At 73.8% G+C, this 18,559-nt stretch carries 14 protein-coding genes and 1 tRNA gene; 12 read left to right on the forward strand and 3 right to left on the reverse strand.

Annotated elements, in window-relative coordinates; all coding sequences use genetic code 11:
* Positions 1-10: 10 nt before the first annotated feature.
* From GXP74_RS06315 to GXP74_RS06330, 4 genes are all read left to right on the forward strand, one after another.
* Positions 11-1,762: a beta-N-acetylhexosaminidase gene (locus tag GXP74_RS06315; RefSeq protein ID WP_182450418.1), complete on the forward strand. Its 1,752-nt coding sequence runs from the start codon at positions 11-13 to the stop codon at positions 1,760-1,762.
* Between the two features lie 293 nt (positions 1,763-2,055).
* A complete protein-coding gene (locus tag GXP74_RS06320; RefSeq protein ID WP_182456193.1) occupies positions 2,056-2,904 on the forward strand; it encodes a xanthine dehydrogenase family protein subunit M in 849 nt (282 codons plus the stop codon).
* A complete protein-coding gene (locus GXP74_RS42025; protein ID WP_370468380.1) occupies positions 2,901-4,022 on the forward strand; it encodes a 2Fe-2S iron-sulfur cluster-binding protein in 1,122 nt (373 codons plus the stop codon). The genes GXP74_RS06320 and GXP74_RS42025 overlap by 4 nt, the downstream gene beginning before the upstream one ends.
* Positions 4,019-6,427, forward strand: a complete 2,409-nt coding sequence (locus GXP74_RS06330; RefSeq protein ID WP_182450419.1) for a xanthine dehydrogenase family protein molybdopterin-binding subunit — start codon at positions 4,019-4,021, stop codon at positions 6,425-6,427. The genes GXP74_RS42025 and GXP74_RS06330 overlap by 4 nt, the downstream gene beginning before the upstream one ends.
* Positions 6,428-6,604: 177 nt before the next feature.
* Here GXP74_RS06330 and GXP74_RS06335 read toward each other — a convergent pair.
* Positions 6,605-6,676: transfer RNA gene (locus tag GXP74_RS06335), tRNA-Cys, on the reverse strand.
* Between the two features lie 343 nt (positions 6,677-7,019).
* Here GXP74_RS06335 and GXP74_RS06340 point away from each other — a divergent pair.
* The 4 genes from GXP74_RS06340 to GXP74_RS06355 all read left to right on the forward strand — a co-directional run bounded on the left by GXP74_RS06340 (position 7,020) and on the right by GXP74_RS06355 (position 12,227).
* Complete coding sequence (locus GXP74_RS06340) at positions 7,020-8,450, forward strand: MFS transporter (RefSeq protein WP_182450420.1); 1,431 nt, start codon at positions 7,020-7,022, stop codon at positions 8,448-8,450.
* A 161-nt stretch (positions 8,451-8,611) separates the two neighbouring features.
* On the forward strand, positions 8,612-10,396 hold the full coding sequence (locus GXP74_RS06345) for a DEAD/DEAH box helicase (RefSeq protein WP_182450421.1): 1,785 nt from the start codon (positions 8,612-8,614) through the stop codon (positions 10,394-10,396).
* A 277-nt stretch (positions 10,397-10,673) separates the two neighbouring features.
* Positions 10,674-11,324 (forward strand): IclR family transcriptional regulator, encoded by a 651-nt coding sequence (locus tag GXP74_RS06350; protein WP_182450422.1) that lies wholly within the window; start codon positions 10,674-10,676, stop codon positions 11,322-11,324.
* 93 nt (positions 11,325-11,417) lie between these two features.
* On the forward strand, positions 11,418-12,227 hold the full coding sequence (locus GXP74_RS06355; RefSeq protein ID WP_370468537.1) for a S16 family serine protease: 810 nt from the start codon (positions 11,418-11,420) through the stop codon (positions 12,225-12,227).
* A gap of 108 nt (positions 12,228-12,335) precedes the next feature.
* Here the strand turns inward: GXP74_RS06355 and GXP74_RS06360 are convergent, their stop codons facing one another.
* Positions 12,336-12,815, reverse strand: a complete 480-nt coding sequence (locus GXP74_RS06360) for an Lrp/AsnC family transcriptional regulator (RefSeq protein ID WP_182450423.1) — start codon at positions 12,813-12,815, stop codon at positions 12,336-12,338.
* A gap of 161 nt (positions 12,816-12,976) precedes the next feature.
* On the opposite strand from GXP74_RS06360, the gene hppD reads away from it, so the two are divergent.
* The gene (gene hppD / locus GXP74_RS06365) at positions 12,977-14,083 is read left to right on the forward strand and encodes a 4-hydroxyphenylpyruvate dioxygenase (RefSeq protein ID WP_182450424.1); all 1,107 of its coding nucleotides are present in this window, start codon (positions 12,977-12,979) and stop codon (positions 14,081-14,083) included.
* 107 nt (positions 14,084-14,190) lie between these two features.
* Positions 14,191-15,564: an FAD-binding oxidoreductase gene (locus tag GXP74_RS06370; RefSeq protein ID WP_182450425.1), complete on the forward strand. Its 1,374-nt coding sequence runs from the start codon at positions 14,191-14,193 to the stop codon at positions 15,562-15,564.
* 42 nt (positions 15,565-15,606) lie between these two features.
* Here GXP74_RS06370 and GXP74_RS06375 read toward each other — a convergent pair whose 3' ends face one another.
* Positions 15,607-16,116: a hypothetical protein gene (locus tag GXP74_RS06375; protein ID WP_370468538.1), complete on the reverse strand. Its 510-nt coding sequence runs from the start codon at positions 16,114-16,116 to the stop codon at positions 15,607-15,609.
* A gap of 69 nt (positions 16,117-16,185) precedes the next feature.
* On the opposite strand from GXP74_RS06375, the gene GXP74_RS06380 reads away from it, so the two are divergent.
* A complete protein-coding gene (locus tag GXP74_RS06380; RefSeq protein ID WP_182450427.1) occupies positions 16,186-16,896 on the forward strand; it encodes a response regulator transcription factor in 711 nt (236 codons plus the stop codon).
* Positions 16,893-18,278, forward strand: a complete 1,386-nt coding sequence (locus GXP74_RS06385; protein ID WP_182450428.1) for a HAMP domain-containing sensor histidine kinase — start codon at positions 16,893-16,895, stop codon at positions 18,276-18,278. Before GXP74_RS06380 ends, GXP74_RS06385 begins: the two co-directional genes overlap by 4 nt.
* Positions 18,279-18,559 lie beyond the last annotated feature (281 nt).

Consider the following 18,559-nt stretch of genomic DNA (forward strand, 5'->3'; position numbering starts at 1 on the left):
ATGACGTCACATGAACCTCATACCTGCCCCGCTGTTCCTGGAAAGCCCGGCCCCGGAAGACCCTGACCAGCCGTCCCGCTTCGAGCTGGACGCGGACACCTCGCTCAGCGCCGGTCCGGGGGCCGGTCGGGTGGCCGGGTGGCTGCGGTCGGCGCTGGGCGCGGCCACCGGGTTCCCGCTGCTGCCCGGGGCGGCCGGTGCCCCCGGGATCGAGCTGGAGCTCGACCCGGCGCTGGCCGCGGAGGGGTACGAGCTGCGGATCACCGAGAGCCGGGTGCGGCTCACCGGCGGCGCCCCGGCCGGGCTGTTCTGGGGCGCCCAGACGCTGCGGCAGCTGCTCGGCCCCGAGGCGTACCGGCGCGCCCCGCTCCGGCGCTCCGGCTGGAGCCTGCCCGGCGGCACCGTCCGGGACCAGCCGCGGTTCGGCTGGCGCGGGGTGCTGCTGGACGTCTCGCGGCACTTCCTGACCAAGGCCGACGTGCTGCGCTACCTGGACCTGATGGCCGCGCACAAGCTCAACGTGCTGCACCTGCACCTGACCGACGACCAGGGCTGGCGGATGGAGATCAAGCGCTACCCCCGGCTGACCGAGGTCGGCGGTTGGCGGGAGCGCTCCATGACCGGTTACCGGGGCGGCCTGGCCGAGGGGCTCACCGGCGCCGCCGAGGCCGCGCAACTGACCGCCGAGCAGCTGTCGGCCGCGCGCCGCGACAGCCGTCCGCACGGCGGCTTCTACACCCAGGACGACCTGCGCGAGATCGTCGCCTACGCCGACGACCGGCAGATCACCGTCGTCCCCGAGATCGACATCCCCGGCCACGCCCAGGCCGCCATCGCCGCCTACCCGGAGCTGGGCAACCACGACGTGGTCGACACCGCGGCGCTGCGCACCTGGACCGACTGGGGCGTCAACGCCAACGTGCTCAACGTCGAGGACAGCACGCTGCGCTTCTACGAGCACGTGCTGGAGGAGGTGCTGGAGATCTTCCCCGCCACCTTCATCCACCTCGGCGGCGACGAGTGCCCCAAGGACCAGTGGCGGGCCAGCCCCTCCGCCCAGGCCCGGATCAAGGAGCTCGGCCTCGCCGACGAGGACGAGCTGCAGAGCTGGTTCATCCGCCACTTCGACACCTGGCTGGCCGCCCGCGGACGCCGGCTGATCGGTTGGGACGAGATCCTCGAAGGGGGGTCGCTCGAAGGGCGTCCGAGCGAGGGTGGTGGTGGGCGACGGGAGGGCGGGCTCGCTCCCGGCGCCACCGTCTCCTCCTGGCGCGGCTACCAGGGCGGGGTGACCGCCGCGCTGGCCGGGCACGACGTGGTGATGTGCCCCGAGCAGCAGGTCTACCTGAACTTCCGGCAGGCCCCGGGGCCGGACGAGCCGGTCCCGGTCGCCTGGGTGCGCACGCTGGAGGACTTCTACCGGTTCGAGCCGCTGCCGCCCGCGCTGCGTTCCGACCCGGTCGCCGCCGCGCATGTGATCGGCACTCAGGCCAACCTGTGGACCGAGTTCATGGACGACGTCCGCGAGGTCGACTACCACGCCTTCCCCCGGCTCGCGGCCTTCGCCGAGGTGGCCTGGTCGCAACTGCCGCAGGAGCCGGCCGAGCGCGACTTCGCGGGCTTCCAGCAGCGGATGGCGGTCCACCTGGAGCGGCTGGACGCGCTGGGCGTCGAGTACCGGCCCGAGTCGGGGCCGCACCCGTGGCAGCGCCGCCCCGGGGTGTCCGGCCGTCCGGCCGACGGGCTGCCGCCGGAGCTGTGAGCCCGCCGCCGCCCCTCGTCCGCTCGGGAGGGCGGGGGGTGGCGGGACGGTGGCGTGGGTGTGAAAAGGTGGTGGAGAAGCAGCAAAGGGGGCGTCAAATCGGGCAAAGGCCCTGAAATTGTCGCCAACTCGCTGGTAGGGGAGGGGATCACGTCCGCGTCGAGGTGTGTCACAGTTGCCCCACCGCAACTCGTGGGGTGCGCGTGCGACGCGTTTCCACGTACCGTACGGGCGAGAAGCGGCAGCGATGTGTGCAATCCGAGCTCGGTGGGACACAGGTGAACCAAACGATCATGCTCCCGTCCTCGCTGGACGAGGCCGTCGCGGCACTGGCGGCCTCGCCGGCCGCCGTGCCGGTGGCGGGCGGGACCGACCTCATGGGTGCGGTCAACGCCGGTCTGCTGCGCCCGATGGCGCTGATCGGCCTGGGACGGATCAACGAGCTGCGCGGCTGGCAGTACCAGGACGGCTCGGCGCAGCTCGGCGCCGGGCTGACCCACGCCAGGATGGGCCGCCCCGACTTCGCCGCGCTGATGCCCGCGCTCGCCGCCGCCGCCCGCACCGCCGGACCGCCGCAGGTCCGCAACGCCGGGACGCTGGGCGGCAACATCGTCACCGCCGACCCGGCCGGGGACACCCTGCCGGTGCTCGCCGCGCTGGAGGCCACGGTCACCCTGGTCGGCCCCGAGGGCTCGCGCGAGGTCCCGGTGAGCCATCTGCTCACCGGCCTGGACCCGCTGCGCGGCGGGGAACTCCTCGGCTACGTGCGGATTCCGCTGCTGCACGCCCCGCAGGTGTTCCTCAAGGCCACCAACCGGACCGGACCGGCACGGGCCGGGGCGTCGGTGGCACTGGTGCTGGACCCGGCGCGGCGCGCGGTGCGCTGCGCGGTCGGCGCGGTCGCCCCGGTGCCGCTGCGCCCGCTGGAGGCCGAGCAGTGGGTGTCCGGCTGCATCGACTGGGACGGTGACCGGGCCATAGACCCGGCCGCCGCCGCCGCCTTCGGCGAGTACGTCGCCTCCGCCTGCGTCCCCGAGCCGCCGGCGGGCGGCGCCGACGGGGCGGCCGGCGTGATGGTCACCCGCATCCGCCGTACCGTGGCTGTACTGGCCCGCCGCGCACTCGGGAGGGCGCTCGCGTGACTGACTTTCTGGCAACCCCGACGATGACCGGCGCCGTTCCCGCAGGTGGCGGTTTCGGCACCGACGACCCGCCGCGGGCCTCGTACACGCTGCGGGTCAACGGGGTGGACCGGCCGGTGGCCGACGCCTGGATCGGCGAGAGCCTGCTCTACGTGCTGCGCGAGCGGCTGGGACTGGCCGGGGCCAAGGGCGGCTGCGACCAGGGCGAGTGCGGGGCCTGCTCGGTGCAGCTGGACGGCCAGCTGACGGCTGCCTGCCTGGTGCCCGCCGCGCTGGCGGCGGACAGCGAGATCCGCACCGTCGAGGGGCTGGCCGACGACGGCACGGCCTCGGACGTGCAGCGGGCGCTGGCCGAGAGCGGCGCGGTGCAGTGCGGCTACTGCGTGCCGGGCCTGGCCATGGCGGTGCACGACCTGCTGGAGCGCAACCACGATCCGGCCGAGCTGGAGACCCGCGAGGCGCTGTGCGGGAACCTGTGCCGGTGCACCGGCTACCGGGGCGCGCTGGCGGCGGTGCGGGCGGTGGCGCAGTCCCGGGCGGAGCAGGCGGAGGCCGACGCCGAGGCGGGCGAGAGCAGCGCTCTCATCCCGGAGCAGCAGACGCAGACCCCGCCGCAGGCCGTGGCCCAGCCGCAGCCGGTACCACCGCAGTCGGTCCAGCAGCAGTCGGTACCGCAGCAGGCGGCTCCGCAGCAGTCCGTCCCGCAGCAGGCGACTCCGCAGCAGGTCCCGCAGCCCGCGCTCGCACAGTCCGGGCCCGCGCAGCAGCCGTCGGCGTACCCGCAGCCCGGCTACGCCGAGCAGCCGTACGCCGAGCAGCCCTACGCGGAGCAGACGTACCCGGACCAGCCCTACCCCGCCGAGCAGCCCTACGCCGGGCAGCCGTACCCGGCCGAGCAGCCGTACGCCGAGCCGCCGGTCCCGCAGCCGCAGTACGTCGGCCTGCCGCAGCAGTCGGGACCGCCGGACCAGCAGCCGCAGCACCAGCCGCAGTACGAGTACCAGCCGACCACCGGCCTGTACCCGGACCCTGACGGCGGCGGCTACAACCCGGAGACCAGCGGCTACCACCAGCTGCCGCACCAGCAGACCACCGCTGCCCCGGAGGCCGGAGCATGACCACCCCCGACGGCGACGGCGAGCTGCTCGGCCCCCTGCCCGGCGTCCCCCAGGGCGCTCCGGGCAGCGCCACCGGTACCGCCCTGGGCGCGCCGCCGGTGGTCTCGCCCGCGCGGCCCCGGCTGCCGGAGCAGCAGCCCGCGACCAACGGGCTCGGCTCCTCGCCGATGCGCGCCGACGCGCTGGCCAAGTCCATGGGCATCTACCCCTACGCGGCCGACCTCTGGGCCGAGGGGCTGCTCTGGGGCGCGGTCACCCGCTCCCCGTACCCGTACGCCCGGATCGTCTCGGTGGACATCGGCCCGGCGCTGGCCATCCCCGGGGTGCACGCCGTGGTCACCGCCGCCGACCTGCGGCCCGGCCCGGCCGGGGTGCCGGACGGCGCCCCCAGTGGGCCGATCGCGCAGGACCGCCCGGTCTTCGCCACCGACATCGTCCGGCACCACGGCGAGCCGGTGGCCGCCGTGGCCGCCGACCACCCGGACACCGCCCGGCTGGCGGCGGCGGCCATCGTCGTCGGCTACGAGCCGCTGGAGCCGCTGACCGATCCGGAGCAGGCCTTCGCCGCCCCGCCGATCCACCCCGACGGCAACCTGTTCCGGCACCTGCCGGTGCGCTTCGGCGACCCGGAGGCGATCGGCGCGGTGGTGGTCGAGGGACTGTACCGGGTCGGCCGCCAGGACCCGGCGCCGATCGGCGCCGAGGCCGGCCTGGCCGTGCCGCGCCCGGACGGCGGCGTCGAACTGCACGTCGCCAGCACCGACCCGCACGGCGACCGGGACCGGGCCGCCTACTGCCTGGGCCTGGAGCCGGACCGGGTCCGGCTGGTGGTCAGCGGCGTCCCCGGGGCCACCGCCGACCGCGAGGACGTGGGCTTCCAGGTGGCGCTGGGCCTGCTGGCGATCCGCACCGGGCATCCGGTGAAGATGGCGCTGACCCGGGAGGAGTCCTTCCTCACCCACGCCCACCGGCACCCCGCGCTGCTGCGCTACCGGCACCACGCCGACATCGAGGGCCGACTGGTGAAGGTCGAGGCGCAGCTGCTGCTGGACGGCGGCGCGTACGCCGAGGTGTCCAGCGAGGCGCTGGCGGCGGCGGCGGCGATGGCGGCCGGTCCCTACGTGGTGCCCAACGTCTTCGTGGACTCCTGGGCGGTGCGCACCAACAACCCCCCGGCCGGGCGGATGCGCGGCGAGGGCGCGCTGCAGACCTGCTTCGCCTACGAGTCGCAGCTGGACCAGCTGGCGACGGCGCTGGACCTGGATCCGCTGGAGATCCGCCGCCGCAACGCCATGTCCACCGGCGACCTGCTGCCCACCGGCCAGGCGGTGACCTGCCCGGCGCCGGTCCGCGAGCTGCTGGACGCGGTGGCCGCCGAACCGCTGCCGCCGCTGCCGGTGGACCAGCCGGACGCCGAGTGGCTGCTGCCCGGCGGCCCCGGCGGCGCGGGCGACCCGGCGGCGGTGCGGCGCGGCATCGGCTACGCCGTGGGCATGGTGCACATGCTGGGCGCGGAGGGCGCGGACGAGGTCTCCACCGCCTCGGTCCGGGTCACCGGCTCGCAGGCGTCGGTGATGTGCACCGCCGTGGACACCGGCACCGGCTTCTCCACGCTGGCCCGCCAGATCGTGCAGGACGTGCTCGGGGTCACCGATGTCTACATCGCGCCGGTCGACACCGACCAGCCGTCCGCCGGTCCCTCCGCGCGCGGGCGGCAGACCTGGGTGTCCGGCGGCGCGGTCGAGCGGGCCGCGCTGATGGTCCGGCACCAGCTGCTGCAACCGCTGGCGGTGCAGTTCGGCATGTCGCCGGAGCTGCTGACGATCAGCGACGGCAAGATCACCTCCTATGACGGGGTGCTCGGCATGCCGGTGCTCCAGGCACTGGAGGACAAGGACCTCTGGGCGACCGCGCAGTGCCGCCCGCACCCCACCGAGCCGCTGAACCCGGAGACCGGCCAGGGGGACGCCTTCGTCGGCCTGGCCTTCTGCGCGATGCGCGCGGTGGTGGACGTGGACGTGGAACTCGGCACCGTCCGGGTGGTGGAGCTGGCGGTGGCCCAGGACGTCGGCCGGGCGCTGAACCCGGAGCAGATCATCGCCCGGATCGAGGCCGGGGCGACCCAGGGCCTGGGCCTGGCGCTGATGGAGGAACTGGTCAGCGAGGGCGGCCGGATCGCCAACCCGTCCTTCACCCGGTACCGGCTGCCGACCGCGCTGGACGTCCCGGACATCCGGATCGCCGCGCTGCTGGAGGAGCGGGACGTGGTCGCGCCCTTCGGCGCGAAGGCCGTCGGCGCGGCCCCGGCGACGGTCGCCCCGGCCGCGGTCGCGGCAGCGGTGCGGGCGGCCACCGGCCGCCCGGTGAACCGGCTGCCGATCCCGCCCGAGGACATCGCCGGATAGCCGATGGGGCGCCGCACCGGCGCCCCATCCGCCGCGCACGGCGGCCCCACGGCAAGGGGAACGGCCCGGCCGCCTGTGGCGACCGGGCCGTTCCCATTCCCCTGGAATTACCCCCCGAATTCCACGGGAAAGCATGCGGAAAAAGGGATCCACGAATCGTGCGTGAATTCCTTGCGGAGGCCATGACCGGATTCGAACCGGTGTAAACCGCTTTGCAGGCGGTTCCCTAAACCACTCGGGCACACGGCCGGGCGACGACCCTGACGGGTCGGTCGGGCTTGGGTAGACCCTCAGCGGGTCCGACAGGAGGCGGCGGAACAGCGACACGCCGCGGTCATACAGGTGCTGGGGCAGGCGGCGGACTGCGCGGTGCGCACGGCCTTCCTGTCCATCAGAACACCCCTGTCATCGAGAACCTGTCCGGGCCCTGCCGGCCCGGTGAATTCACTCTACGGGAATGCACCCCCTATTCGTCAACACCGGTCGGAAATTCCGATCGGAACGAGTCCCGGGGCCCGACCCCTGACCGCCCTGCGGCCTAGGTCCGCGGACCCGGTGCGGACCGGCCTTCGGACAGGGGTGATCCTGGTCAATGGGCCTTACCATTGCTCTGGTGACCACAGCCCCCGGCTCGACGAAGCCGTCCGACGAGACCGCGCCCGCCGACCTCGCCCCCACCGAGGGCGGGGTGCTCAGCGGGCGCTACCGGGCGCTGACCATCGGCATCGTCTCCTGCGTCCTGCTGGTCGCCTTCGAGGCCACCGCCGTGAACACCGCGATGCCGGTCGCCGCCCGCGCCCTGCACGGCCTCGGCCTGTACGCCTTCGCCTTCTCCGGCTACTTCACCGCGAGCCTGCTGGCGATGGTGGTCTCCGGCGAGTGGAGCGACAAGCGCGGACCGCTGGGGCCGCTGGCGGCCGGCATAGGCACCTTCGGGGTGGGCCTGGTGATCGCGGGCACCGCCCAGGACATGTGGGTCTTCGTGGCCGGACGCGCGGTGCAGGGCCTCGGCGGCGGCCTGCTGATCGTGGCGCTGTACGTGGTGGTCGGCCGGGCCTACCCGGAACGGCTGCGGGCCTCGGTCTTCGCGGCCTTCTCCGCCGCCTGGGTGCTGCCGTCGATCGTCGGCCCGGTGATCTCCGGCAGCGTCACCCAGCACCTGGGCTGGCGCTGGGTGTTCCTGTCGATCCCGGCGCTGGTGCTGCTCCCGGTGCTGCTGATGCTGCCGCAGCTGCGGCGGCTCCAGGCGGCGGACACCACCGAGCGCGGCTGGGCGCTGGACCGCCGCCGGATCCTGCTCGCGGTCGCCCTGGCCGCCGGTGCCGGACTGCTGGAGTACGCCGGGCAGCTGCTGGACCCGCTGGCGCTGCTCCCGGCCGCCGCCGGGCTGGCACTGCTGGTACCGGCGGTGCTGCGGCTGCTGCCGCGCGGCACGCTCCGGGCGGCGCGCGGGCTGCCGACGGTGATCCTGCTGCGCGGCCTGGCCGCCGGGACCTTCTTCGCCGCCGAGTCCTTCATCCCGCTGATGCTGGTCACCCAGCGCGGCCTGTCGCCGACGCTGGCCGGGCTGTCGCTCACCAGCGGCGGCCTGAGCTGGGCGCTCGGCTCCTGGCTGCAGGGGCGTCCGTGGGCGGACCGGCACCGGGTGGCGCTGATCCGGCTCGGCTTCCTGATGTCCGCCTCCGCCATCGGCGCCGCCACCCTGGCCCTGGTGCACGGCGTCCCGCCGTACGTGGTCGCCTGCGCCTGGACGGTCGGCGGCGCCGGGATGGGGCTGGCCATCTCCTCGGTCGGGGTGCTCATGCTGGGCCTCTCGGCCCCCGAGGACACCGGCGAGAACTCGGCCTCGCTCCAGGTCAGCGACGCCCTCGGGAACGTGCTGCTGACCGCCGCGGCCGGGGTCCTGTTCACCTCGCTGGGCACCGACAGCGCCGGAGCCTTCGCCTCCATCTTCCTCACCATGGCCGGGGTGGCCCTGCTCGGCGCCCTGCTCTGCTCCCGGGCCCGCAGCGTCCCCGGCTGAGCCGGTCCGGGCCGGTCCCGCCGACCGTGGCGCGGGTTCGGTTGAGCGGAGTGCCCGGGGAGCGGGGGCGCCGCCGGTAGTCTGGGCGGGTTGCCCGGGCCCCTGGGGCGAGTGCGCTCGTCCGACTGCCCTGTCCCTATCACCGACCCACCCCGGAGACCGTGAGTACCGCAGCCGCCTCCCACCACCTGTCCCCTGCCTACCCCGGCCGGGCCCCCTGGGGTACCGCCGGGAAGCTCCGGGCCTGGCAGCAGGCCGCGATGGAGCGCTACGTCGAGCAGGAGCCGCGCGACTTCCTCGCGGTGGCCACCCCCGGCGCCGGGAAGACCACGTTCGCGCTGACGCTCGCGTCGTACCTGCTGCACAGCCACACCGTGCAGCAGATCACCGTGGTCGCGCCGACCGAGCACCTGAAGAAGCAGTGGGCCGAGGCCGCCGCGCGGATAGGGATCAGGCTGGACCCGGGGTACAGCAGCGGTCCGCTGTCGCGCGACTACCAGGGCGTCGTGATCACCTACGCCGGTGTCGGGGTCAACCCGATGCTGCACCGGAACCGGGTCGAACAGCGGAAGACGCTGGTGGTCCTGGACGAGATCCACCACGCCGGGGACTCCAAGTCCTGGGGCGAGGCCTGCGCCGAGGCCTTCGAGCCGGCCACCCGGCGGCTCGCGCTCACCGGCACCCCGTTCCGATCGGACACCAACCCGATCCCCTTCGTCAGCTACGAGGCCGGGAACGACGGCATCCGCAAGAGCGTCGCCGACTACACCTACGGCTACGGCAACGCGCTCGCCGACCACGTGGTCCGGCCGGTGATATTCCTGTCGTACAGCGGCAACATGCGCTGGCGCACCAAGGCCGGGGACGAGGTCGCCGCCCGGCTCGGCGAGCCGATGACCAAGGACGCCGTCGCCCAGGCCTGGCGCACCGCGCTGGCCCCGCAGGGCGAGTGGATGCCGAACGTGCTGCGCGCCGCCGACAAGCGGCTGACCGAGGTCCGCAAGGGCATCCCGGACGCGGGCGGGCTGGTCATCGCGACCGACCAGAACGTGGCCCGCGCCTACGCCAAGATGATCCGGGAGATCACCGGCGAGGGGGCGACCGTGGTGCTCTCCGACGAGGCCGAGGCCTCCCAGCGGATCTCCGACTTCTCCGAGGGCACCCAGCGCTGGATGGTGGCCGTCCGGATGGTCTCCGAGGGCGTGGACGTGCCGCGGCTGGCCGTCGGCGTCTACGCGACCTCGATCTCCACCCCGCTGTTCTTCGCCCAGGCGGTCGGCCGCTTCGTCCGGGCCCGCAAGCGCGGCGAGACGGCCTCGGTGTTCCTGCCCTCCGTGCCGACGCTGCTGACCTTCGCCAACGAGATGGAGCTCCAGCGCGACCACGTGCTGGACAAGAAGAAGCGCGGCGAGGAGGGCCTGTTCGACCAGGAGGACGCGCTGCTGGCCGAGGCCGAGAAGACCAAGGACGAGGCCGACGGCGGCATGGACGAACTCCCCTGGGAGGCGCTGGAGTCGGACGCGGTCTTCGACCGGGTGCTGTACGACGGCAACGAGTTCGGCATGCAGGCGCACGCGGGCTCCGAGGAGGAGGAGGAGTACCTCGGCATCCCCGGCCTGCTGGAGCCGGACCAGGTGCAGATGCTGCTCCAGCGGCGGCAGACCCGGCAGATCCAGCGCAGCAAGGCCAAGCCCGCCGAGGAGGCGGACCTGCTGGAGCTCCCGGCCGAGCAGCGCCCGGTGGTCACCCACAAGCAGCTCCAGGAGCTCAGGAAGGAGCTGAACGGACTGGTCGGCGCCTGGCACCACCGCACCAACCAGCCGCACGGCACCATCCACAACGAGCTCCGCCGGGTCTGCGGCGGCCCGCTGACCGCGCAGGCCACCGCCGGGCAGTTGCAGGCGCGGATCAAGAAGATCCAGGAGTGGGCCACCCGGGTCAGCTGACCGGCCGGGTGCCCGTGACCGGAGGTAGCGGGGAGTGGTCGGCCCCGGTTCCGGGAGTCCGGTGCCCCGCCGTCCGCTGTGAGCGAGCTGGGTGTCCGGTGTCGGAACGGCAACGGCCGACCCGGACACTTTGTCCGCTTCTTCCGCCTTGCCCGGGCCGCAGGCAACAATCCTGCCCGAATTCTGGACAAGCCCTTCCGCAGAGCGGTGCATCATCACTAGCGTCACCCGCCACGGTCCGATCCGAAGGACCTATTCCGGCGGAAGGGAACGCACTGTGACCGCCGAGACCTCGCAGACTCTGGACCGGGGCGTGAAGGTCCTGAAACTGCTGGCCGACACCGAGCGCGGGCTGACCGTCACCGAGTTGGCAACCAAGCTCGCGGTGAACCGCACGGTGGTCTACCGGCTGCTGGCCACGCTGGAGCAGCACGGGCTGGTCCGCCGCGACCTCGGCGGGCGGGTCCGGGTGGGCCTCGGCGTGCTGCGGCTCGCGCACCGGGTGCACCCGCTGCTGCGGGAGGCGGCGCTGCCCGCGCTCCGCGACCTGGCCGAGGAGCTGGGCGCGACCGCCCACCTGACCCTGGTCGACGGCAGTGACGCGCTGGTGGTGGCCGTGGTCGAGCCGAGCTGGACCGACTTCCACGTCGCCTACCGCACCGGCCTGCGGCACCAGCTGGACGAGAACGCGGCCGGTCGGGCGATCCTCGCCGCCCGCGCCCAGCGCCCCGGCGTCCGCTCCGAGCCGACCTTCGTGGTCAGCACCCCGGACGAGCGCTCCGGCGCCTGCGGCGCGGCGGCCCCGCTGCTGGGGCTGACCGGGATCGAGGGCAGCGTGGGCGTGGTGATGCTGGGCGGGATGGTCCCGGAGCGGGTCGGCCCGCGGGTGGTGGAGGCGGCCCTGGAGGTCGCCGAGACCCTGCGCTGACGCCCCCGGCGGGGCCCGGCGGGGGGTGGATTCCGCGAGCCGAGGAGAAGGCCCGGGCGCCGGTGTGTTTGGATTCCCGGTGTGTCGTTCTCTCTGTCTTCGCTTCCCCGCCGTCCGCTGGTGCTCGGCCTGTGCGCGGTGGTGGTCCTGGCGCTGCTCGCGGTGGCCGCCTTCGTGCGGCTGCCGTTCACGATCATGTACCCCGGGATCACCGTGAACACCCTCGGCGTCTACGACGGCCAGCGGGTGATCACGATCACCGGGCACCCGCTCCGGCAGACCAGCGGGGAGCTGCGGATGGTGACCATCGCGGCCACCCCGCCGCAGGACTCGATCTCGATCGGCGCCGCGCTGCGGGCCTGGCCGAACCCCAGCGAGGCGGTGGTGCCCCGGGCCGCGGTCTACCCGGCCGGGCAGTCGGTGGCGCAGGTGAACGCGCAGGACCAGCAGGAGATGAACCAGTCGCAGCAGGCGGCCACCACGGCCGCGCTGAACCACCTCAAGCTGTCGCCGGACAAGGTCAAGGTCGGCCTCAGCCTGGCCGACGTCGGCGGCCCCAGCGCCGGGCTGCTGTTCACCCTGGGGATCATCGACGAGCTGGACGGCAACGGCACCGGCAAGCCCGGCGCGGCCGGGGACCTGACCAACGGCGCGGTCGTCGCCGGGACCGGTGAGATCGACGACAGCGGCCAGGTCTCGCAGGTCGGCGGGGTGGCGCTGAAGACCAAGGCGGCGGCACGGGACGGCGCGACGGTGTTCCTGGTCCCGCAGGCCGAGTGCGCGGACGCCGAGGCGGGCCTGCCGAAGGGGCTCCGGCTGGTCCCGGTGACCTCGCTGGACGACGCGCTGAGCGCGCTCACCGCGCTGCAGACCGGCGTCGGCGCGGTCCCGGCCTGCTCCTAGCCGCCCGCGACCGAGCCGCCCGCGACCGAGCCGCCGCCGACCGAGCCGCCCGCGACCGAGCCGCCGCCGACCGAGCCGCCCGCGACCGAGCCGCCGCCGACCGAGCCGCTAGTCCCGGCCGGTCGCGGCGGCCTCCCCGACCAGCGGCAGCACCCGGTACGGCACCGGGTTCTCCAGCGCGATCGCGGTGGACGCGCGGACGATCCCGTCGAACCCCACCACCAGGTCGATCACCCGCTGCAGGTCGGCGTTGGAGCGGGCGACGATCCGGCAGAGCATGTCCCCCTGCCCGGTGATGGTGTGCAGCTCCAGCACCTCGGGTACGGACGCCAGGTGTGCCCGCACGTCCGCGCCCTGGCCCTGGGAGATCTCCAGGGTCGCGAAGGCGGTCACCGGGTAGCCGAGCGCGCCCGGGTCCAGCTGCGGCGCGAAGCCGAGGATCACCCCCCGGCCGCGCAGCCGGTCGAGCCGCGCCTGGACCGTCCCGCGGGCCACCCCGAGCCGTCGGGAGCACTCCAGCACGCCGGGCCGGGGTTCTTCGGCGAGCATGGAAAGGAGCGCGGCGTCGAGTGTGTCGATTCCGGACATCGGGCCTCCCATCTGGGCAGTCTGTCCAGTGATTCTCCCGGATCGCTGGTCTTTCCGTACAGCGTGTGCAGCAATTCGAGGGACAGTTGCGCACTGCCGCGATCAGCGCGACGGTACCCGCATCCGCCTCGTATCCACCGCTCATCCACCCGGAGGACGCCATGACCGATGAATTTCCCGTCAAGGGAATGGATGCCATCGTCTTCGCCGTCGGCAACGCCAAGCAGGCCGCGCACTACTACTCGACCGCGTTCGGCATGCGGCTGGTGGCCTATGCCGGTCCGGAGACCGGCGAGCGGGAGACGGCGTCCTATGTGCTGGAGTCCGGCAGCGCCCGCTTCGTGCTGACCTCGGTGGTCAAGCCCGCGGGCGAGCACGGGGCCTTCCTGGCGCGGCACGTCGCCGCGCACGGCGACGGCGTGATCGACCTCGCCATCGAGGTCCCCGACGTGCCCGCGGCGCACGCCTACGCGGTCGCCCACGGCGCGGTCTCGCTGGCCGAGCCCTACGAACTCAAGGACGAGCACGGCACGGTGGTGCTCGCCGCCATCGCCACCTACGGCGAGACCCGGCACACGCTGGTGGATCGCAGCGGCTACGACGGCCCGTACCTGCCCGGCTACGCCGCGCGCGGACCGGTCGTGGAGCCCCCGGCGCGGCGCTTCTTCCAGGCCGTCGACCACTGCGTCGGCAACGTCGAGCTCGGCCGGATGAACGAGTGGGTGGAGTTCTACAACCGGGTCATGGGCTTCACCAACATGAAGGAGTTCGTCGGCGACGACATCGCCACCGAGTACTCGGCGCTGATGTCCAAGGTGGTCGCGGACGGCACCCGCAAGGTGAAGTTCCCGCTGAACGAGCCGGCCGTGGCCAAGAGGAAGTCGCAGATCGACGAGTACCTGGAGTTCTACGGCGGCCCCGGGGTGCAGCACCTGGCGCTGGCGACCAACGACATCGTGGCCACGGTCCGGGCGATGAGGGCCGCCGGGGTCGAGTTCCTGGACACCCCGGACAGCTACTACGACACCCTGGGGGAGTGGGTCGGCGAGACCCGGGTGCCGCTGGACGAGCTGCGCGAGCTGAAGATCCTGGCCGACCGCGACGAGGACGGCTACCTGCTGCAGATCTTCACCAAGCCGGTCCAGGACCGGCCGACGGTGTTCTTCGAGCTGATCGAGCGGCACGGCTCGATGGGCTTCGGCAAGGGCAACTTCAAGGCGCTGTTCGAGGCGATCGAGCGGGAGCAGGAGCTGCGCGGCAACCTGTGACCCGGCAATCGCTCAGCCATTCGCCGCGAATCCCTGGACGCCGGGATTCGCGGCGTGGCTCCATGGCTCCATAGAGCCGTACATCTGAGGAGCCGAGGAGCGCAGCGATGAGCGACCACAGCGAGCTGACGGACCGCCTCCGGGACGGGTTGCCGGCCGACGCCGTCATCGTGGACCCGGACGTCACCGCCGCCTACCGGCACGACATGGCCGGGTTCTGCGATGCCGGGATCCCGGCCGTGCTGGTGTTCCCGGACACCGTCGAGCAGGTGCGGCACGTGCTGCGGACCGCGACCGCGCTGCGGGTGCCGGTGGTCCCGCAGGGCGCGCGGACCGGCCTGTCCGGCGCGGCCAACGCGGTCGACGGCTGCATCCTGCTGTCACTGACGCGGATGAACCGGATCCTGGAGATCGACCCGGTGAACCGGATCGCGGTGGTCGAACCCGGCGTGGTGAACGCCGAGTTGTCCCGGGCCGCGGCCAAGTACCGGCTCAGCTACCTTCCGGACCCGTCGAGTTGGGAGTCCTGCACCATCGGCGGCAACATCGGCACCGGCTCCGGCGGGCTCTGCTGCGTCAAGTACGGGGTGACCGCCGAGTACGTGCTCGGCCTCGACGTGGTGCTCGCCGACGGCCAACTGCTGCGCACCGGACGGCGCACCGCCAAGGGCGTGGCCGGGTACGACCTGACCCGGCTGCTGGTCGGCTCCGAGGGCAGCCTCGGCGTGGTGGTCGGCGCGGTGCTGGCGCTGAAGCCCACCCCGCCACCGCAGTTGGCGCTGGCCGCGGAGTTCCCGAGCACCGACGCCGCCTGTGCCGCGGTCTGCGCGATCATGGAGGCCGGGCACGTCCCCTCGCTCATGGAGCTGATGGACACGGTGACCGTACGCGCCATCAACTCCATGGCCAACATGGGACTTCCGGACTCCACGGCGGCGCTGCTGCTGGTCGCCTTCGACACCCTGGACCCGGCCGTCGACCTCGCCGCCGCCGGTGAGCTGTGCCTGGCCGCCGGGGCCACCGAGGTGGTCCCGGCCGCCGACAGTGCCGAGTCCGACCTGCTGCTACAGGCGCGGCGGCTGGTGCTGACCGCGATGGACCGGCTGGGCACCACCATGGTCGACGACGTCGCGGTACCGCGGACCGCGCTGGCGCCGATGCTGCGCGGCGTGGCCGAGATCGGCGAACGCTTCGGCCTGGTCATCGGCACCTGCTGCCACGCGGGCGACGGCAACACCCACCCGGTGGTGGTCTTCGACGCCGACGACCCGGAGCAGACCGAGCGCGCCCGGGCCTCCTTCGACGCGATCATGGCCCTGGGCCTGGAACTCGGCGGGACGATCACCGGCGAGCACGGCGTCGGGCTGCTCAAGCGGGACTGGCTGGCCCGCGAACTCGGTCCGCTGGGGCTGGAGTTGCAGCAGCGGGTGAAGGCCGCGTTCGACCCGTTGGGGCTGCTCAACCCGGGGAAGGTGTTCTGATCAAGGCTGCTGACGCTTCGTCGGTGATGTGCTGACGAAGCGTCAAGGGCCCCAGGTCTGCACGAACGGGGCGTGGCCGTTCCAGGTCACGTAGAAGATCGAGTCCAGCGTGCCCTGCTCGAAGTCCACCCGCAGCCAGTCGTCGCCGGTCCACTGGTGCACCGACCAGCCCGGCTCGGCCACCGCCGTGACCACGCTCGCCGACGACGCGCCCATGTCCACCACGATCCGCCCGCCGGGCCGGTTGTAGCCCTGGATCTGGCCGGACGCGGCGGCCGTCGTGGCGGCGCCGCGGGTGGACGGCGCGGCCGGGTGGTCCGGTGCGGTGCTCGGCTTCGGGGTCACGCTCGCGGGCGGCGTCGGCCGCTGCGTCGGCGAGGCCATCGCGGTCGGCAGCGGCGGCTCCGAGGAGGCGCTCGACACCGGCGCGGCGGCCAGCATCCGGGGCGGGTCGTACGAGGTGTCGCCGAGGACCCGGTGCACGCCGAGCCAGGACACCGACACGGCCGCCGCCGTGGCCGCCGCCCATGCTCCCGCCCGCACCAGTCCCATCCGCACGGGCCCCAGTATGGCCTGTGACGGGTGTCCGCCCGGTACTCCGATGGCGTACCGTCACACCTCATGGCAACGGTCCTGGTGGTCGAGGACGACCCCTTTGTGCGATCTGCCCTGATAAGACATCTTTCAGGAGCTGGACACGCGGTGCGCAGCGTCGGCACCGCGCTCGAAGCGCTGCGCGAGGTCGCCCAGGTCGGCTGCGACGTGGTCATCCTCGACCTCGGGCTGCCCGACCTGGACGGCAGCGAGGCGCTGAAGATGATCCGCGGCCTCACCGACGTCCCGGTGATCATCTCCACCGCCCGCGACGACGAGGCCGAGATCGTCCGGCTGCTCAACGCGGGCGCCGACGACTACCTGGTCAAGCCGTTCTCCGGGGACCACCTCAGCGCCCGGATGGCGGCGGTGCTGCGCCGGACCGGGACCACCCCGGGCAGCGGGCAGCTGCTCCAGGTCGGCGGGCTGCACATCGACCTGCAACGCCGCGAGGTCTCCCTGGACGGCGTCGACCTCGACCTCACCCGCCGCGAGTTCGACCTGCTGGCCTTCCTCGCCGCCCGGCCCGGCGTGGTCGTCGCCCGCCGGGAACTGCTGGCCGAGGTGTGGCGGCAGCCCTACGGCACCGACCAGACCATCGACGTGCACCTGTCCTGGCTGCGCCGCAAGCTCGGCGAGACGGCCTCCCAGCCGCGCTACCTGCACACCGTGCGCGGCGTCGGGGTACGGCTCGACGTCCCGGCCGGGTTCCCGGCGCCCGGGCGGCCGGCGCCGTGAGATGGGCCCTGGTCAAGGTCTGCATCGCGGTCACCACGATGATCGCGCTGGCCTTCCTGATCCCGTTGGGCCTGCTGGTCCGGGAGAGCGCCCGGGACCGGGCCTTCAGCGGCGCGGAGGCGCGGGCCGCCGCGCTCGGCCCGGCGCTGGCGATCACCACTGACGTGAACGCCCTGCAGCGCGCCGTCAGCAGCACCGATACCGGCTCCGTCACCGACAGCGCGGTCCACGTCCCCACCGCCCACGGCATGGTCACCATCGGCCGGACCCGGAGCACCCCGGCGGAGGTCCGCAGCGCCGCCGACGAGGGCCGCAGCGGCACCGTCGCCGTCCCCGGCGGGTACGCCTACCTGCAACCGGTCGCCGTGGCCAGCGGCGGAATCGCGGTGGTGGAGGTGTTCATCCCGGACTCCCAGCTCGACCAGGGCGTGGCCGTCGCCTGGCTGGTGCTCAGCGGGGTGGCGGTGACCCTGGTGCTGATCTCGATCCTGGTCGCCGACCGCCTCGGCACCCGGATCGTCGGCTCCGCCCGACGGCTCGCGGGCGCGGCGCGCGCGCTCGGCGCGGGCGACCTCGCCGTGCGCGTCCCGCAGGCCGACGACTCGCCGCCGGAGCTGCGCGAGGCCGCCGCCGCCTTCAACGCCATGGCCGACCGGGTGATCCAGCTGGTCGCCGCCGAACGCGAACTGGCCGCCGACCTGTCGCACCGGCTGCGCACCCCGCTGACCGCGCTGCGGCTCAACGCCGCCTCGCTCGGCGACGGCGACGCCGCCGAGCAGACCCGGGAGGCGGTGGCCCAGCTGGAACGCGAGGTCGACCAGATCATCCGCACCGCCCGTGGCCGCGGCGACCGGTTCGCCACCGCGCCGGAGCCGCTGACCTGCGACGCGGCCGAGGTGATCCGGGACCGGGTGGCCTTCTGGTCGGCCCTGGCCGAGGACGAGGGCAGGCAGTGGCGGCTCGCCGGAGCGACCGACCCGGCGCCGGTGCCGGTCGGCGCCGCCGACCTGGGCGCGGCCCTGGACGCCCTGCTCGGCAACGTCTTCCGGCACACCCCGGAGGGTGCCGGATTCCTGGTCGACGTCCGCGCCGACCAGGACGCGGTGACCGTGCTGGTCGCCGACGCCGGTCCGGGCATCAGCGACCCGGACGAGGCGCTGCGCCGGGGCCACGGCCACGGCGGCGAGGGCTCCACCGGACTGGGACTGGACATCGTGCGCCGGGTCGCCGAGTCCACCGGCGGCGGGGTACTGGTCGGCCGCTCCGCGTTCGGCGGCACCGAGATCCAGCTGCGGCTGTGCACCGGCGCGGCGCCGCAGCCCGACCCGGCCCGCAACCGCGGCCGACGGCGGACCCCGACCCGGGTCCGGCTGGTGCGCTGAACCGTCCGGTGCGGGTCCGGAGCCGGTTGATCCAGGTTCCTTAAGCCAGCCCTAAGGGAGCCACACCACCGCCTGTGGCCGGATTTCCGGGCGCGCCCGGCCGGTAGCGTCGGCGGCGGCCGGACCGAGCCAGTCCCGCGGATGCCCCGACCGGGCCCCAACCCAGCGGGTGGACGCCTCCCTGTCCTGGGGCTGCGCCTGCGGTCCGGCCCTCGGGCGCAGGGCGTACTCCGTTGCCCGCCCGCGTCGCCTGGTCCCGCTCTTCCCGCACCGCTGTTCCA

Source organism: Streptacidiphilus sp. P02-A3a, from assembly GCF_014084105.1.
Classification (GTDB): Bacteria; Actinomycetota; Actinomycetes; order Streptomycetales; family Streptomycetaceae; genus Streptacidiphilus.

What these genes read in the sequence shown, in the direction of transcription:
- GXP74_RS06315 (WP_182450418.1), top strand. Translation starts at nt 11, where the DNA reads ATGAACCTCATACCTGCCCCGCTGTTCCTGGAAAGCCCGGCCCCGGAA.
- GXP74_RS06380 (WP_182450427.1), top strand. Translation starts at nt 16,186, where the DNA reads ATGGCAACGGTCCTGGTGGTCGAGGACGACCCCTTTGTGCGATCTGCC.
- GXP74_RS06340 (WP_182450420.1), top strand. Translation starts at nt 7,020, where the DNA reads ATGGGCCTTACCATTGCTCTGGTGACCACAGCCCCCGGCTCGACGAAG.
- GXP74_RS06370 (WP_182450425.1), top strand. Translation starts at nt 14,191, where the DNA reads ATGAGCGACCACAGCGAGCTGACGGACCGCCTCCGGGACGGGTTGCCG.
- GXP74_RS06360 (WP_182450423.1), bottom strand. Translation starts at nt 12,815, where the DNA reads ATGTCCGGAATCGACACACTCGACGCCGCGCTCCTTTCCATGCTCGCC.
- GXP74_RS06375 (WP_370468538.1), bottom strand. Translation starts at nt 16,116, where the DNA reads ATGGGACTGGTGCGGGCGGGAGCATGGGCGGCGGCCACGGCGGCGGCC.
- hppD (WP_182450424.1), top strand. Translation starts at nt 12,977, where the DNA reads ATGACCGATGAATTTCCCGTCAAGGGAATGGATGCCATCGTCTTCGCC.
- GXP74_RS06330 (WP_182450419.1), top strand. Translation starts at nt 4,019, where the DNA reads ATGACCACCCCCGACGGCGACGGCGAGCTGCTCGGCCCCCTGCCCGGC.
- GXP74_RS06320 (WP_182456193.1), top strand. Translation starts at nt 2,056, where the DNA reads ATGCTCCCGTCCTCGCTGGACGAGGCCGTCGCGGCACTGGCGGCCTCG.